The organism is Gordonia sp. LMA484 (assembly GCF_058129505.1).
Map to the genome: position 1 here is coordinate 2,916,346 of NZ_CM176700.1, position 16,268 is coordinate 2,932,613.

11 protein-coding genes and 1 pseudogene are annotated in these 16,268 nt (G+C 68.1%); 4 read left to right on the forward strand and 8 right to left on the reverse strand.

What is annotated here, in order from left to right; genetic code table 11:
- Window positions 1-999: an acyl-ACP desaturase gene (locus tag AC4AMJ_RS12820; RefSeq protein WP_489918216.1), complete on the reverse strand. Its 999-nt coding sequence runs from the start codon at window positions 997-999 to the stop codon at window positions 1-3.
- 151 nt (window positions 1,000-1,150) lie between these two features.
- On the opposite strand from AC4AMJ_RS12820, the gene AC4AMJ_RS12825 reads away from it, so the two are divergent.
- Complete coding sequence (locus tag AC4AMJ_RS12825) at window positions 1,151-1,843, forward strand: response regulator (protein WP_489918217.1); 693 nt, start codon at window positions 1,151-1,153, stop codon at window positions 1,841-1,843.
- Window positions 1,844-1,864: 21 nt separating this feature from the next.
- Here the strand turns inward: AC4AMJ_RS12825 and AC4AMJ_RS12830 are convergent, their stop codons facing one another.
- Genes AC4AMJ_RS12830 through mqo form a run of 6 tightly spaced genes read right to left on the reverse strand, consistent with a single transcriptional unit; the run spans window position 1,865 to window position 9,769 of the window.
- A complete protein-coding gene (locus AC4AMJ_RS12830) occupies window positions 1,865-3,523 on the reverse strand; it encodes a GAF domain-containing sensor histidine kinase (protein WP_489918218.1) in 1,659 nt (552 codons plus the stop codon).
- The gene (locus AC4AMJ_RS12835) at window positions 3,520-4,971 is read right to left on the reverse strand and encodes a cobyrinic acid a,c-diamide synthase CobB (RefSeq protein ID WP_489918219.1); all 1,452 of its coding nucleotides are present in this window, start codon (window positions 4,969-4,971) and stop codon (window positions 3,520-3,522) included. Before AC4AMJ_RS12835 ends, AC4AMJ_RS12830 begins: the two co-directional genes overlap by 4 nt.
- Window positions 4,972-5,008: 37 nt before the next feature.
- Window positions 5,009-5,626 (reverse strand): cob(I)yrinic acid a,c-diamide adenosyltransferase, encoded by a 618-nt coding sequence (gene cobO, locus AC4AMJ_RS12840; RefSeq protein ID WP_489894633.1) that lies wholly within the window; start codon window positions 5,624-5,626, stop codon window positions 5,009-5,011.
- 36 nt (window positions 5,627-5,662) lie between these two features.
- Window positions 5,663-7,693, reverse strand: a complete 2,031-nt coding sequence (locus AC4AMJ_RS12845; RefSeq protein ID WP_489918220.1) for a VWA domain-containing protein — start codon at window positions 7,691-7,693, stop codon at window positions 5,663-5,665.
- On the reverse strand, window positions 7,690-8,193 hold the full coding sequence (locus AC4AMJ_RS12850) for a GNAT family N-acetyltransferase (protein ID WP_489918221.1): 504 nt from the start codon (window positions 8,191-8,193) through the stop codon (window positions 7,690-7,692). Before AC4AMJ_RS12850 ends, AC4AMJ_RS12845 begins: the two co-directional genes overlap by 4 nt.
- A gap of 46 nt (window positions 8,194-8,239) precedes the next feature.
- Window positions 8,240-9,769: a malate dehydrogenase (quinone) gene (gene mqo, locus AC4AMJ_RS12855; protein ID WP_489894627.1), complete on the reverse strand. Its 1,530-nt coding sequence runs from the start codon at window positions 9,767-9,769 to the stop codon at window positions 8,240-8,242.
- A gap of 182 nt (window positions 9,770-9,951) precedes the next feature.
- On the opposite strand from mqo, the gene AC4AMJ_RS12860 reads away from it, so the two are divergent.
- Both AC4AMJ_RS12860 and AC4AMJ_RS12865 read left to right on the forward strand, forming a co-directional pair.
- On the forward strand, window positions 9,952-11,046 hold the full coding sequence (locus tag AC4AMJ_RS12860) for an alpha/beta hydrolase (protein WP_489894625.1): 1,095 nt from the start codon (window positions 9,952-9,954) through the stop codon (window positions 11,044-11,046).
- Window positions 11,043-12,437 (forward strand): mycothione reductase, encoded by a 1,395-nt coding sequence (locus AC4AMJ_RS12865; protein WP_489894623.1) that lies wholly within the window; start codon window positions 11,043-11,045, stop codon window positions 12,435-12,437. Before AC4AMJ_RS12860 ends, AC4AMJ_RS12865 begins: the two co-directional genes overlap by 4 nt.
- 289 nt (window positions 12,438-12,726) lie before the next feature.
- Here the strand turns inward: AC4AMJ_RS12865 and AC4AMJ_RS12870 are convergent.
- Window positions 12,727-14,226 (reverse strand): annotated as a pseudogene (locus AC4AMJ_RS12870) (IS3 family transposase).
- Window positions 14,227-14,728: 502 nt separating this feature from the next.
- Between AC4AMJ_RS12870 and AC4AMJ_RS12875 the strand changes: the two are divergent.
- The gene (locus AC4AMJ_RS12875) at window positions 14,729-16,180 is read left to right on the forward strand and encodes an NF041680 family putative transposase (protein WP_489897329.1); all 1,452 of its coding nucleotides are present in this window, start codon (window positions 14,729-14,731) and stop codon (window positions 16,178-16,180) included.
- Window positions 16,181-16,268: the final 88 nt, after the last annotated feature.

Consider the following 16,268-nt stretch of genomic DNA (forward strand, 5'->3'; position numbering starts at 1 on the left):
CTACTCGGCGAGCCCCTTGGCGCGGGCGCGGGCCAACGCACGGTCACGGGATTCCTCGAACCTGCGCACCTTGACGTTCATCTGTTCGAGGAAGTCGCCCAGTAGCTCGCGGTAATGCTGACCGAGCGGCCCGAAGTCGTCGCGTTCGAAGATCCGCCACTTGCGCAGCACGGGCATCACCACCTCCGACAGATGTTGCGGGAGATCGTAGATCCCGCCCTTCGCGATGAGGACGGCGTTGCGCCGGAAGTTGGGCATCGTCGCGCCCGGCATCTGGAAGTTCGAGACGATCGCGTAGATCGCGGCCATCGCCTGATCCGGCACCAGATCGAGTGCCCCGTCGACGATGTTGCGGTAGAAGAGCATGTGCAGGTTCTCGTCGGCCGCCACCCGCTGCAGCATGCGATCGGCGATCGGGTCGCCACACGCCTTGCCGGTGTTCCGATGCGACACCCGCGTGGCGAGCTCCTGGAAGCTGACGTAGCTGACCGCGTAGAGCATGTCGTAGCTGTGGTCGCGCTGTCCGTCGTCGTCGGGCAGCGGGTTGAACCCGTGGGTCATGTGCTGCATGCGGGTCTGCTCGAGCTCGACCGGGTCCACGCCCCTGGTGACGACGAGGTAGTCACGCATCACGATCGAATGCCGTGTCTCCTCGGCGGTCCACCGGCCCACCCAGAATCCCCACGCGTCGTCGAGGCTGAAGTTCTCGGCGATCACCCGGTGGTACGAGGGCAGGTTGTCCTCGGTCAACAGGTTCGTGATCATCGCCGCCTTGGCGGTCTCCGACAGCTGGGACTGAGACGGGTCCCAGTCCTGCCCACCCAACGCGGCGAAGTTGCGCCCGTCGTCCCACGGCACGTAGTCGTGCGGATGCCAGTCGCGGGTCATCTTCATGTGTCGGTCGACCTCGGTCTCGCACACCGGGAGCAGCTCCCGGAGCAGATCCGAGCCGGACATCCGCGGGCCGCTCACCTCGGGTGGGTCGATCAGGCTGGTCATCGCACTCCTCGTCGTCACACATTCGGTTCAGGTCCAACTCTGCGCGGTGCCGGCACCGACCACGTGAGCCGAAGGTCCCGACTGTCCTGGGCCACAAGTCGTCGGTTGCGCACGGCCTTCTCGCCGAGTCGTTCTGCGGTACCGTCAGACCATGCCTGCAGACGCCACGACCGACGGCGCATCCGCGACGAACCCGGTCCGCGTGTACCTCGTCGACGACCACGAACTCGTCCGCCGTGGACTGCGGGATCTGCTCGGTACCGCCGACGATCTCGAGATCGTCGGCGAGGCCGCATCCGTCGGCGAGGCGAAGGTCGGCATCCTCGCGACGAAACCCGATGTGGCGGTGCTCGACGTCCGGCTTCCGGACGGTAACGGTGTGGAACTGTGTCGCGACGTCCGCGCCGCAGAACCCGCGGTGCATTGCCTGATGCTGACCAGCTACGCCGATGACGACGCCCTGCTCGCGGCGGTGCTCGCCGGCGCGTCGGGCTTCGTGCTCAAACAGATCCTGGGCCACAACCTCATCGAGGCCGTACGCACGGTCGGACGGGGCGGTTCGTTGCTCGACGATCGCAGCACCGCCGCACTGCTCGCGAGACTCCGCGACGGCAAGGGCGGCAGCGACGATCCGCTGGCAGACCTCACCCAGCAGGAACGTGAGGTCTTCAATCACATCGGCGACGGCCTCACCAACCGGCAGATCGCCGAGCGGATGTTCTTGGCGGAGAAGACGATCAAGAATTACGTCTCGCGCATCCTCGCGAAACTGGACATGCAGCGCCGCACGCAGGTCGCGGTGATGGCGACGAAACTCCGCGACGGCAAGCTCCCGCCGCGCTAGCGAAGCCAGCGAAGCTGGGGGCTACTCCCTCAGCGGTACCGACCATGTGAGCGTGGTACCGCTCGACGTCGACGCCCCGCGCGGGGTGGTGACGACGCTGAACACGCCGTCGCACTCCTCGGCCCGCCGGGTGAGATTGTCCAGGCCGCGGTAGACCACATCGGTGGCGATGCCCACACCGTCGTCGATGATCTCGACGGTGAGCACCTCGTCGTCGGCGGTGACCGACACGTCGATGTGGTCGGCCTGGGCATGACGCAACGCGTTTGACAACCCTTCTCGGAGAACGGCGTCGATGTGCGGCCCGAGCGACTCGGGCACCACCGTGTCCACCGGGCCGGCGAACTGGACGCCCGGGGCGATCGGAGCGTGGACAGCCAGCTCGGACACGATGTCGAGAACCCGGCGCCGCAGGGTGGCGGTGTCATGATGCCCTGGGATCGTCTGCAGATCGAAGATCGAGGTCCGGATCTGCGCGATGGTCCGGTCCAGATCGGTCACGACCTGCTCGAGCCGGGCCGTCGTGGCACGTTCGGCCTCCGACTCGGCCCCACCGTCCGGTCCCCGCGCCGCGAGCATCGTCTGCACCGACATCCCGATCGCGAACAGCCGCTGGATCACATGATCGTGGAGGTCACGGGCGATGCGATGGCGGTCCTCCACGACCTCCAGGTCGCGCGCGGTCTGCTGCTGTTCGGCGTAGACCACCGCCAGCGAGGCCACTTCGGCGACACCGGCGAGCCCGGCGGCATCCTCGTCATCCCATTCGGGTCGGGGGCGATGGGTGATCACGATCCAGCCGAACGCACCGGCAGCCCGCTGCAACGGCTGCACCGTGGCCCACTTCGCCCCGCGACGGACGAGCTCGGAGGGGATCTCGGCAACGGGCACGACCACCCGGGCTCCGGTCGACGGCAGCACCATGTCCCCCGCGGCGACCGGCGGACCGGTGTGACCTGTGAGCTCGACCTCCCCGGCCTCCTCGGTGAGGATGAAGACGTCGACCGCATCGGTGAGTCCGGCGACGTCGGCGCACAGCCGGGGCAAGGTGTCCGACAGCGCGATCCCCGCCAGCGGTTCCGATCCCCGCCGCGCGATGACCTGCATCCACCGGTGTCGGGTCCGGGCCTGCTCGAACAGGCGCGCATTGTCGACGGCGATACCGGCCGCCACCGCGAGCACCGCCACCAACGACTCGTCGACCTCGCTGAACTCCGCCGCCGATTGCTTCTCGGTCAGGTAGATGCTGCCGAACACGGTGCCGCGGATGACGATCGGCGCACCGAGAAAGGTCGTCATAGGCGGGTGGTTGCGCGGGAAACCCACCGACGCAGAGTGTTTCGCCAATTCCGGGATCCGCAACACCTCCGGATGCTCGATGAGCAGACCGAGTACCCCGCGACCCACCGGCAGGTGATCCATGCGGGCACGCTCGGCAGCGCTGATGCCGGTGTAGACGAACGCGCTCAGACCTCCGTCGGTGGCCCGCACACCGAGAGCCCCGTAGCGTGCGTCGACGACCTGGCACGCCACCTCGACGATCCGCTGGAGGGCCCGGTCGAGATCGAGGCCGCGCCCGACGACGAGCACCGCCTCGAGCAGATCCCGCAGGATCGCCGGGTCGTCGACGCCGTGGCGGGTGAGTGCGTCGAGCGCCTCACCGAGTCCCCGGGCGGTCATCCGGCGCGCTCGCCGACGCCGTCGTGTGTCATGCCGGGCGAGCTCGCAGCTTCTCGCGCCGCGTTGACGAATCGCACCACCCCGGAGGGATATCCGGCCGGATGGACATGCAGGTACGACGCGTGCACCGAGTTCGTGGCGTAACCGTGGGTACCCGGGTTGCCGCTGTGGTCGCGCCACGCCCACGCCGGCGCGGGTGCGCCGGCACCCGGCTGGACCGTCGACCGATGGAACTCGTGGCCCGTGACTCGCAGGCCCATCGAGTATCCGACGGAATCCGTCACGGCCACCGCATCGCGGTAGCCGAGGGTCAGTGTCGGCCCGAACCGTCCCACCACGTCGAGGATGCCCGTCATCGGATGCCCATCGAGTTCGGTGGCGAGGTAGAGCAGGCCCGCGCATTCGGCGACGATGGGACGGCCGGCGCGCGCGTGCCCGGCGAGGCCGGTCCGCAGTGGTTCGTTGGCCGACAGCGCTTCGGCGTGTTCCTCCGGGAAGCCGCCGCCGATCACCACGGCGTCGGTGCCCGGCGGCAGCGGATCCCGCAGCGGGTCGAAACCCGCCACGTCGGCGCCGGCGGCAGCCAGTAACTCACCGTGTTCGGCGTAGCCGAAAGTGAACGCCGGACCGCCCGCGACCGCCACGAGCGGGCGACGGCCGGCCGCCGGGACCGGCCCACCGTCGCGGACGGCGTCGGCTGCCGACCATGCCTCGAGTTGTTGACGCCGACGGGTGCTCGCGGCGGCGACGATCGACGGCAGGTCCAGGCCCGCACCGACGGTGACGGTCATCGCGTCCACCGCCCGGATCGCATCGTCGCGACGTTCGGCCGCGGGGATCAGGCCGAGATGCCGGGACGGCACCTGCAGGTGCGGGTCGCGTCGCAGAACCCCGAACACCGGCAGCCCGACACGCCCGCAGGCTTGCCGCAGCACGGTTTCGTGCCGGTCCGAGCCGACGCGGTTGAGGATGACACCGACGATCCTTATAGACGGGTCAAAGGAGACGAATCCGTGCAGGAGTGCGGCTACCGATTGACTGTGTCCGGCGGCATCGATGACCAGGACCACCGGCGCGCCGATGAGGCGGGCGACGTGTGCGGTCGAACCGAAGCCGGCCGGGTCGGCGCCGTCGGAGACGTCGTCGGCCATGATGCGTCCGTCGAAGAGACCCATGACGCCTTCGACCACGGCGATGTCGGCGCCGGCCGAGCCGGCGGCGAACAACGGACCCACCAGGTCCGCACCGACCAGGTTCGGGTCGAGATTGCGACCGACCGTGCCCGCGGCCACCGCGTGATAGCCCGGGTCGATGTAGTCCGGTCCGACCTTGAACGGGGCGACGCGATGCCCGGCCGCCCGCAGTGCGCCGATCAACCCGGTCGTCACCGTGGTCTTGCCACTCCCCGACGCGGGAGCGGCGATGACGATGGCCGGGACGCCGGTCATGATCCGGCGACCGACCACTCGCCGACGGCCTTCGCGGTCACCATTCGATGCCCCGTTGTCCCTTGCGACCCGCGTCCATGGGGTGCGCGATCTTGCGCATCTCGGTGACGAGATCCGCGGATTCGATGAGAGCCGCGGGTGCGCGACGGCCGGTGATCACCACGTGCTGGCGGCCCGGCCGGTCACGGAGGGTCGCCACGACCTCGTCGGTGTCCACCCAGCCCCAGTCCAGCGGGTAGGTGAACTCGTCGAGCACGTAGAAATCATGCTGTTCGGCCGCGATCCGCCGGGCGATCTCCGACCAGCCGGCGCGGGCCGCGGCCGCGTGGTCATCGTCGTGCTCGGCGTTGGCGCGAAGCCACGACCAGCCCTGACCCATCTTGTGCCACTCCACCGGGCCGCCCTTCCCGGTCTCGTCATGCACGGCGCCGAGGGCGGTGAGGGCGGTTTCCTCGCCGACCCGCCACTTCGCGCTCTTCACGAATTGGAAGACGGCCACCCGCATTCCGGCGTTCCAGGCCCGCATGGCCATCCCGAAGGCCGCCGTCGACTTGCCCTTGCCGTCACCGGTGTGCACGGCCAGGACCGGCAGGTTGCGCCGCTGACGCGTGGTGAGCCCGTCGTCGGGGATCGTGTCGGGAACTCCTTGCGGCACGGCGCCTCCTGGCGGTGTTCTGGTACGGACGGTGATTCAGGCGGCTCGCCCGGACCGGGCGATGCTGCCGGCGGTGAGCTCGTCCATCGGTAGGCATCGGGCACCCATGGCTGCGGCGAGTTCGGCGGCCAATCCGAGTCGGATCATCCCCTGCTCGCAGTCGACGACCACGGAGTCGATCCCTCGGCGGCCGACGGCGGCCGCGGCGGTCGCGGCCCGGGCCGCGGCGTCCCGGCCGGCGGTCGCGCGCCCATCGGTGAGCACCACGATGAGCGGTCGGCGCTGCGGTTCGCGCCGGGCGTGCCGCTCGACGAGCTCGGTGGCGGTGACCAGCCCCTCGGCCAGCGGGGTGCGTCCACCCGTGCGCAGTTCGGTGAGGCGGCGCACCGCGACGTCGACGGACCTGGTCGGCGGCACCGCCACCGACGCCGACGACCCGCGCGCGACGACGACCGCGACCCGATCCCGGCGTGTGTAGGAGTCCCGCAGCAGATCGACGCAGACCTCGCTGACGGCGGCCAGGCGGCGCCGCGCGGTCATCGACCCCGAGAGGTCGACGACGAACACGACCAGGTTGCCCTCCTGACCGATGCGTTCGGCGCTGCGCAGGTCCGCGGCCGCGACCCGTACCCCGGTGTGCGGCGCCACGCCGGGCTCGCCGCGTTCGGCGGTCCTGCGTGTGCGGTCGGCGGCCGATAGCACCGTCCCGAACAGATGCACGGGCTCGCCGTGCGCGAAATCGACTGCGCGCGTGGTCTGTCCGCGCCGAGAGCGCGCCCGCGATCGCCGTCCGGGATCGCCGTCGCCGATTCCGTCGACCCGCAGACGTCGCATCCGCGCCACGGTTCCCGACCGCGGGGGTGTGTCGAACCGGGCGCCCGGTGCGGTCTCGGATGGCACCCGATCGTCGTCCTGATCTTCGGTGTGCGGGTGCGGTGACGCGCCGGGATCGGGGTCTTCGGGTGTGTCCGCGGGTGCGGATCGCTCGTCCCGCGGCACTCCGCCGTCCGGCCCGGGATCGGTCGGGTCCGGGTCGTCGTCTGGGTCATCGGGACCGCCCTCGTCCGGTGCACCGTCGGCGGCCTCCTGCCCGGCATCCATCGCGTCGTCGAGTTGCTCTGGGCTCAAACCGGATTCGTCGAACGGGTTGCGACGGCGCCGGTGCGGCAGCGCGAGTTCGACGGCGACGCGCACGTCGTCGGAGGTGACCTCCTCGGCACCACGCCACGCCGCGTGCGCGGCGGCGGTCCGGGCCACCACGATGTCGCCGCGGAGACCGTCGACGTCGAGGTGGGCGCAGATACCGGCGATCCGCCGCAGCTCGGCGGGCGGGATATGAACCGCGGAGACCAGATCACGTGCCGCGGCGATGTTCCGGGCCAACTCGATCTCGGCCTCGGCGTGACGTGCCGCGAACCCGCCGGGATCGGCATCGAATGCCATGCGGCGCGACACGATCTCCACCCGCTCCTCGATGTCGCGGCCGGCGGCGACGTCGACGGCGAGGCCGAACCGGTCGAGCAGCTGCGGGCGCAGCTCCCCCTCTTCCGGATTCATCGTCCCGACGAGCACGAAGTCGGCGGACTGGGTGTGCGACACACCGTCTCGTTCGATGGTGACCAGACCGCTCGCGGCGGCGTCGAGGAGAACGTCCACCAGGTGGTCGGCCAAGAGATTGACCTCGTCGATGTACAGGACGCCGCCGTCGGCGAGTGCGAGGAGGCCCGGGGTGAACTCGGCGCGACCCTCGCTGAGAACAGCAGTCAGATCCAGCGAACCGATGACACGGTCTTCGGTGGCACCGATCGGCAGTTCCACCACACGGCCACGGACAGTGCCGGTGCCGGCCGTCGGGCCCGTGTGGCCATCACCACCGAGGAGTGGTCCGAGACCTCGCACGATCGTCGACTTGGCGGTGCCCTTCTCGCCACGGATGAGCACACCACCGATCCCGGGTGAGATGGCGGAGAGGATCAGTGCGAGCTTCAGGCGTTCTTGGCCGACGACAGCACTGAACGGGTAGCGGACCGGGGACACGTTCGCGGTCGAGCGGTGGCGTCCGCTCATCGACTGCCGTCCGAGCCGCTCGCCGTGCTGGGGGCGGCCACCGGGTCTCGCACCATGGACACGTGCGGGATGCCGTCCTCGAGATACTGCTCCCCCTCGGGGACGAATCCGAACTTGGCGTACATGTCGACGAGGTAGGCCTGCGCCTCGATCCGGCAGGGCAGGTCACCGACCTCGTCGAGGGCCGCGGTCAGCAGTTGTGCGGTCAGGCCCTCGCCGCGGTGAGAACGTTCCGTGCACACCCGGCCGATCCGGAACAGCGCGCGGCCATCGGCCGACGGTGGCTCGGTGAGCAGTCGCAGGGTGGCGATGACGTGGCCTTCGGTGTCACTGATCCAGAACTGTCGGGTGCGCGGTTCGAGATCTCGCCCGTCGAGTTCCGGATACGGGCACGCCTGCTCGACGACGAAGACGTCCACCCGTAGCCGCAAGATCTGATACAGCGTGGCCGCATCCATCTCGGCGGCCAGGCTGTGATGCAGTTGCCCTACCGGAGTCATGGTGTCGTGACTATCACACTCGGGTTCGCACGCACCAGACAGGCGCTCAGAGCGCCGGTTCGGGGGTGCGATCCGGGCCGGCCGGCGACGCCACGGCGTCCCGCTTGAGTTGCAGGCTGCCGCTGGTCCAGTCCCACACCTGACGGAACAGGTCGCGGTTGTCGGAGAGCTTCTGACCGAACGACGGAATCATCTCGGTGAGGATCGACGTCCATCCCTGGTACTGCTGCGGGAAGCACTTCTCGAGGACCTGAAGCATCGCCGGGACTGCGGTGGAGGCGCCCGGGGAGGCACCGAGCAGACCCGCGATGGTTCCGTCGCCGGCCGTCACGACCGCGGTACCGAACTCGAGTGAGCCGCCCACGCCGGTCTTGCGGATCACCTGGACGCGCTGACCGGCGGTGATGAGTTCCCAGTCGGAACCGTCGGCGCGCGGCACGAACTCACTGAGGGTGTTGACCCGATCGGCACGGTTGGCGGCGAGTTCGCTGATCAGGTACTTGAGCAGACCGAACTCCTGCGGCGCGATGGACAGCATCGGCAACAGGTTGCTCGGCTTGACCGAGAAGGGGAGGTCGGTGACCTTGCCGTTCTTGAGGAACTTCGGCGACCAGCCCGCATACGGACCGAACAGCAGGCCCGGCTTGTGGTTGATCACCCGGGTGTCGAGGTGCGGGACAGACATCGGCGGCGCTCCGACCGCGGCCTGGCCGTAGACCTTGGCCTGGTGGCCGCCGATCAGCTCTGTGTTGGTGCAGCGGAAGAACTCGCCGGAGACGGGGAAACCGCCGAAGCCCTTCGCCTCTTCGATACCCGACTTCTGCAGGAGGTGCAGGGCTCCACCGCCGGCGCCGACGAACACGAACTTGGCGTGGACGGTCAGCTTCTCCTTGGTCCGGAGGTTGCGCATCTTCACGATCCAGCTGCCGTCGGACTGCTTGGACAGGTTCGTCACGTCGTGGCCGAAGTAGATGTCCGCGCCGGTCGCGCCGAGATGGTTGATCAGCTGCTGGGTGAGCGCGCCGAAGTCGACGTCGGTTCCCTCGGTGAACCAGTTGAGGGCGACCGGGTCGGAGAAGTCGCGGCCCGCCGACATCAGCGGGAGCCGTTCGGTGAACTCGGCCGGGTCGTCGATGAACTCCATGCCTTCGAACAACACCTGTCCGGCGAGACGGTCGTAGCGCTTGCGCAGGTAGTCGACGCCGCCCGGACCGTGCGTGAAGCCGACATGCGGGATCGGATTGATGAACTCGCTCGGGTCGCCGAGGATCCCGTTGTCGACCGAGTATGCCCAGAACTGGCGTGACACCTGGAACTGCTCGTTGATACTGAGCGCCTTGTCGATGTTCACGTCGCCGTCGGCGGTCTGCGGTGTGTAGTTGAGCTCACACAGCGCCGAGTGGCCGGTACCGGCGTTGTTCCAGGGGTCGCTGCTCTCGGCGGCTGCCGCGTCGAGGCGTTCGAACAGGCTGATCGACCAGTCCGGCTGGAGGCGTCGGATCAGCGCACCGAGGGTGGCGCTCATGATGCCGGCGCCCACCAGCGCAACGTCCGTCTTGATCACCGATTGAGACACGAGGAGCTCTCCTTCGCACAGGTTGGACGATCGTCTCTGTCGCTGTCGCCGCTGAGGTCGTCCCTGTCATCGGCCATTGTTCCCCATCGGCCACGAAACAACGGAATCGCGTCGGGCAAAATGTGGGCTGGGCGACAGTCGGCGCCGCTTGCCGAGGCCGGGGCTTAACTACAGTGGAGCGTGTGACCGCACCTTTTCCCGCCGCCCACGACGGTGGCCGAGCTGCTGCGAAATGGCAACCCGACCGCCTCCTCGACCGCTACGAAGTGCTCACCCTGCCGCTGGGACCCGATCCTGACGGCGAGGACCCGATCACCGCGACCCTGGTGCGCAAGGCCGGCCATTCGAGCGAGCAGTACCCGAACGGCTCGGTGCTCTATGTACACGGCTTCACCGATTACTTCTTCCACGAACCCCTCGCCGACTTCTTCCACGAGCGCGGTTACGCGTTCTATGCCCTCGATCTGCGCAAGTGCGGCCGCTCGCTGCAGCCGCAGCACACCGCCCATTTCACCACCGATCTGCGGCATTACGACGAGGAACTCGGTCGTGCGCTCGATGTGATCGTGGCCGAGTCCGCCGCGGGCGACGCGTCGGCGCGCGTGATCGTCGCAGCCCATTCCACCGGCGGGCTGATCACCCCGCTGTGGCTGGATCGCCTGCGGACCGAGGCACCGGACCGCCATGCGCACGTGACCGGGCTGTTGCTCAACAGTCCGTGGTTCGATCTCCAGGGCAAGCCGGTGCTGCGAACGCTTCCGGTGTCGCTCGTGATCCGCGCAGTGGCCGCCGCCCGCCCCAAAGTCGTGATCCCGCAGGAGCTCTCCGAGGGATACGGCAAGAGCATCCACGAATCGGGCAATGGCGAGTGGACCTATGACCTGTCGCTGAAGCCGATGGGCGGTTTCCCGGTCACCTTCGGCTTCCTGAATGCGGTGCGTCGTGGTCATGCCCGCCTGCATCGCGGCATCGACGTCGGTGTGCCGTCGCTGGTGCTGCGGTCCGACAAGACACTCTTCAACACGCGGCACCTGGGTACCGTCGACAATTCGGACGTCGTGCTCGACGTCGCGCACATCGCGCGCTGGAGCGGACGTCTCGGCGATCAGGTCACGGTGGCACCGGTTGCCGACGCCCGCCACGACGTGTTTCTCTCCGTCAAGCGCGCCCGAACCCAGGCCTACCGCGAGGTGGACACCTGGTTGGGCGACACGCTCGATGTGCCGGCCGGTACGGGCCGGGCGTCGGCCACCTCCGACCAGTCGGAACACGCATGACCGCGACGCAGATCGTCGACCTGGCGATCATCGGCACGGGCAGCGGCAATTCCATTCCCGACGAGCGGTTCGACGACAAGACGATCGCGATCTTCGAGGAAGGCACGTACGGGGGCACCTGCCTCAACGTCGGCTGCATCCCGACGAAGATGTTCGTCTATGCCGCCGAGGTCGCCGACAGCGCACGCCACGCGGAGCGTTACGGCGTGCACGCTCATGTCGATTCCGTCGACTGGCCGGCGGTCGTCGAGCGGGTGTTCGGCCGGATCGACCCCATCTCGTCCGGCGGCAGAGAGTATCGCGAGGATCGCTGTCCGAACATCACCGTGTATTCCTCACACGTCGAGTTCGACGGACGCGATGATGACGGGCGCTACCGGCTCGTGACCGGAGACGCCGTCGTCCTCGCAGACGAGGTCGTGGTGGCCGCCGGGTCGCGAGCGACGGTGCCGCCCGTCATCACCGACTGCGGGGCCCGCTACCACACCAACGATGACGTGATGCGCCTCGAGCGTCTCCCCGACCATCTCATCATTGTCGGGAGTGGTTACATCGCAGCGGAATTCGCGCACGTGTTCGGAGCCCTCGGCAGTTCCGTGTCGATCATCGCGCGCGGTCCGGCGATGCTTCGCAAGCTCGACACCGACATCTCGAACCGCTTCACGGCTGTGGCGCAGGAGAAGTGGGATGTTCACCTGAACACCGATGTCGCCAATGTGACCGACCTCGGTGACGACGGAGTGCGTGTGACGTTTCAGGACGGCAGGCATCTCGACGGGGACGTCCTGCTGGTCGCGACGGGTCGCCGGCCGAATGGGGACCGTCTCAATCTGAAGTCGATCGGCATCGACCTGGACGATCACGGACGGGTGGAGTGTGATCCGCATGGGCGGACCGCTGCGCGCAGAGTCTGGGCTCTCGGTGATGTCAGTTCGCCGTACCAGCTCAAGCACGTCGCCAACCATGAGCAACGAGTGGTGCAGGCAAACCTGCTCAAGGGATGGGATGCCGAGGATCTGCTGTGGTTTGACCACCGTCACGTCCCGGCAGCGGTGTTCACCCATCCGCAGATCGCCACCGTCGGGCTCACCGAGGATGAGGCGCGTGACATGGATCTTGACATCGCCGTGAAGGTTCAGGCCTACGGCGATGTCGCATACGGGTGGGCGATGGAGGACACCACCGGGTTCTGCAAGCTGATCGCCGAGCGCCGAACCGGCCGACTACTCGGTGCGCACATCATCGGCCCCCAGGCGCCGACGGTCATCCAGCCGGTGATCCAGGCGATATCCTTCGGGCTCACCGCACATGAGATGGCGCGAGGCCAGTACTGGATTCACCCCGCGATGCCCGAGGTGCTGGAGAACGCGTTGCTGGGATTGGAGATCTGACGCATCCCCGGACCTGCCCCGTGGACCGAAAGACCGAGCGCGTGGGGATGCGTCACCACCGCCCCTGAGCAGCCTCCGAACACACCTCACCACCGCTCCCTCGGAAGCCTGCGGGCGTCACCACCGCCCGCTCCCCGCGGAGCCTCCGAGCTCGCGAGGCGTCACCACCCGCTCCCTGAGGAGCCTCCGAGCCTGCGAGGATGCGTCATCACACGCTCCCTGAGGAGCCTCCGAGCTTGCGAGGATGCGTCACCCCGGAACTTGTCAAGGGGTTTGAGGCCAGTGGGTGTTAGGCGACTGTCGGTTTTTGCTCCTCTTGGGGTTTGTTGATCCAGGCTGCCTCGGGCAGTGCGAGGATCTTCGGGGCGGGATCGCTGGGTCCGAAGCGTTCGGGGTGAGCGCGGTGGGCCGCGGCGAGAGTGCGGGTGCGTTCGGCGGCGATGGTGGCGGCGTGGCCGTAGTGCACATCGGCGGGTGTGTGCAGGCCGATGCCGCTGTGGCGGTGGGTGTGGTTGTACCAGTCGGTGAAGGTGGCCATGAACTCGCGGGCCTGTTGGATGGACCCGAACCGGGTGGGGAACACCGGCGCGTATTTCAGTGTCTTGAACCAGGATTCGCTGTACGGGTTGTCGTTGGAGACGTGTGGGCGTGAATGTGAGCGGGTCACCGACAGGTCGGCGAGCAGTTCGGTGACCGGTCTTCGAGGTCATCGAGGTCCCCCGATCGGCGTGCACGACCTCGGGGATGCCGTGGACCCCGAACACCTCACGCATCATGGCGGTGGCCAGCGGCCCGGATTCGCGGGTCTGCACGTGTACCCCGACGATGTAGCGCGAGTAGATGTCGATCATCACGTACGCCTCGTAGTACACCCCCCGCTGCGGGCCGGCGAGTTTGGTGATGTCCCAGGTGTAGACCTGGCGGGGGCCGGTGGCCACCAACTCCGGTATCGCGGTGGCGCGATGGGTGGCCTGTCGGCGACGCTCCCGGACCTGGTCGTGGGCGCCCAGGATGCGATACATCGTGGAGATCGAACACAGGTAGCAGTCCTCATCGAGCAACGTGGCGTACACCTGGGCCGGTGCGCAATCCACGAACCGGTCACTGGCGAGCACCGCCAGCACCTGGACACGTTCGCTCTGGTCGAGCTTGTTGGCCGGCTCCACCCGCGCCGCAGCAGCGCGCCGGCCAGTCGCCGGGGTCCGGGCACCACCGTCACCTTCGGCCTCAGCGATCTCGGTGGCGGTGCGTCGTGCCATGGTGGCCCGCGACATCCCGGTCAGCAGCGCCGCGGTGCGCTGGGGGGTTCCGGCCGCGGTCAACGCCGTAAACGTCGTCATCAACGCTGTCCGCGCGGGTCCTCGGAATCCGCGCTCTTGGAGATCTGCTCCAAGAGCGCGTGTGCTTTTCCCATGATCTCCAGCGCGGTTTGGGTTGTTTCCAACCTGCTGGTGGCCTGAGCCAGTTCCTTTTTCAACCGGGCGATCTCAGCCTGCTCGGCGCTCAACCCCGACCGGGGCACCCGACCGGCCGCGGCCTCATCGGCGTGCAGGACACCACCATCACGCAACCGACGCCACTCACTCATAAACGACGAATACAAGCCCTCACGCCGCAGATAGGCGCCGCCCTCACCGGTCTCACACGCCTTCTCATAGGCCGCGAGGTACCTCAACTTGTCCTCGGCGGTGAAACTGCGGCGCCGCCGCGGCCCCTGACCACCAGTGTGCTGCTCACTACCACTGTCCATCACCCCATTATCGGAGCTACTGACACTCACAACAGACATCGATACTCATCCTGATCTCGCCCTGCCAAACGGGGGGGTTGCTACGAAGCGCTGGTCTCAACTCACCCTGACAGACAGGGCCCCCCGCTCCCTGAGGAGCCTCCGAGCCTGCGAGGATGCGTCACCCCCCGCTCCCTGAGGAGCCTCCGAGCCTGCGAGGATGCGTCACCACTCGCTCCCTGAGGAGCCTCCGAGCCTGCGAGGATGCGTCACGAAGGGGCGCCCCTTCGTGACGGCCTCCGCTAGCGCGCCGCTAGCGCTCCGGACCTCCTCAGGGATCGGGAAAATCCTGACGCGCGAGCCTGCGAGGATGCGGGAGAATCCCGCCGCGCGAGCTTGCGAGGATGCGTGACCACCCGCGCCCTGAGCTTGAGTTTTAAGCTGTGGGACGTGTGGGGCTGATGGGTTTGGTGTTACTCGGCGTGTCGTGTGTGCAAGACGGCCACCGCCTGTTCCTCTTGAGGTTCATGCGAAGAGCCTCGAGAGAACGCAGGTGGTGGCCGTGTCTTGCAGTGTGCCCGATGTGTCGGCGGTCGACCAACTCGGCGCGCGGGCGCACGCCGAACTGGCAGCGTTTCGCCACACCGTCTATCACGCGATGACCGCGCGGCGCGATGGGTTGTTCGAGGTGACCGACGCCGTGCTGTGTTCGGCGGGGCCGGTCAACACCTTCGTCGAGTTGTCCCTGGCCCGCGAACACCGCCGCAGTCACGGCGGTTTGTACGACGCCATCAATTGCGGTGCAATCGATATCGACAAGGTTCGGGATGCGTTGGCGGCCGGGCCGCTGCCCCGCGATACCGACGGGCGCCTGGTCCTGGCCGTCGATGTCAGCCCGTGGCTACGCCCGGACGCCCCCACCAGCCCCGAACGCGCGTTCTGCCACGTCTACGGACGTGGGAAGCGGGCGCAAGCGCAGATGATCCCCGGCTGGCAGTACTCGGTAGTCGCCGTCCTCGAACCCGGCCGCAGTTGCTGGACCGCGGTGCTCGACACGCAGCGACTACATCCCGACGACGATGCCACCGAAGTCACCGCCACCCAACTCCGCGCGGTGATCGCCCGGCTCCGCACCGCCGGCCAACACCGTCGGGGCGACCCCGACATCCTGATCGTCTTCGACGCCGGCTACGACCTGCCGCTGCTGGCCTTCCTGCTGGCCGACCTGCCCGTGGTGATCCTGGGCCGGATGCGCTCTGACCGGGTCCTGTTCGGGCCGCCACCACCCCCGGCCGCCGCCGGCCGCCCGGCCCGCCACGGACCCCGGCTGGCCTTCGCCGACCCCCACGACCAGCCCACACCGACCGCGGTCACCACCACCGAGACCAGCCGCTACGGCACCGCCACCGCCACCGCCTGGCACCGCCAGCACCCCCGCCTCGAGCGACGCGGACTCTGGACCCGCCACCGCGGACTGCTGCCGATCGTCGAGGGCACCGTCATCCGCCTCACCGTCGACCATCTCCCCGGTGACCGCCACCCCCAGCCCGTCTGGCTCTGGTGTTCTGACCCCGAACTCCAAGCGGCACAACAGGATCGGTTCTGGCAACTCTACCTCCGCCGATTCGACCTCGAACACACCTTCCGACTGTTCAAACAAACCCTGGGCTGGACCGCCCCCAAAATCCGCAGCCCCCAATCCGCCGACCGCTGGACCTGGCTGATCATCATCGCCTACACCCAACTACGCCTGGCCCGCCCCCTCGCCGAAGACGCCCGCCGCCCCTGGGAAAAACCCGCCCCACCCCAACGCCTGACCCCCGCCCGCGTCCGCCGCGGGTTTCCCCGCATCCACGCCACCCTGCCCCCTCTGGCCAGCGCGCCAAAACCCAGCAAACCCGGCCCCGGACGCCCCAAAGGCACCCCCAACACCCGCCCCGCCACCCGCCACCACATCGGAAAACACCACTCCACCACCAAAAACAAACAGAAAACGACCAAACCCAAAGGATAAAACTCAAGCTGAGGTACCTCCGAGCCTGCGGGCGTCATCACCCGGTCCCTGAGGAGCCTCCGAGCTTGCGAGGATGCGTCATCACCCG

Coding starts and splice junctions, on each gene's coding strand:
- AC4AMJ_RS12820 (WP_489918216.1), bottom strand. CDS start 999: ATGACCAGCCTGATCGACCCACCCGAGGTGAGCGGCCCGCGGATGTCC.
- AC4AMJ_RS12825 (WP_489918217.1), top strand. CDS start 1,151: ATGCCTGCAGACGCCACGACCGACGGCGCATCCGCGACGAACCCGGTC.
- AC4AMJ_RS12830 (WP_489918218.1), bottom strand. CDS start 3,523: ATGACCGCCCGGGGACTCGGTGAGGCGCTCGACGCACTCACCCGCCAC.
- AC4AMJ_RS12835 (WP_489918219.1), bottom strand. CDS start 4,971: ATGACCGGCGTCCCGGCCATCGTCATCGCCGCTCCCGCGTCGGGGAGT.
- AC4AMJ_RS12845 (WP_489918220.1), bottom strand. CDS start 7,693: ATGAGCGGACGCCACCGCTCGACCGCGAACGTGTCCCCGGTCCGCTAC.
- AC4AMJ_RS12850 (WP_489918221.1), bottom strand. CDS start 8,193: ATGACTCCGGTAGGGCAACTGCATCACAGCCTGGCCGCCGAGATGGAT.
- AC4AMJ_RS12865 (WP_489894623.1), top strand. CDS start 11,043: ATGACCGCGACGCAGATCGTCGACCTGGCGATCATCGGCACGGGCAGC.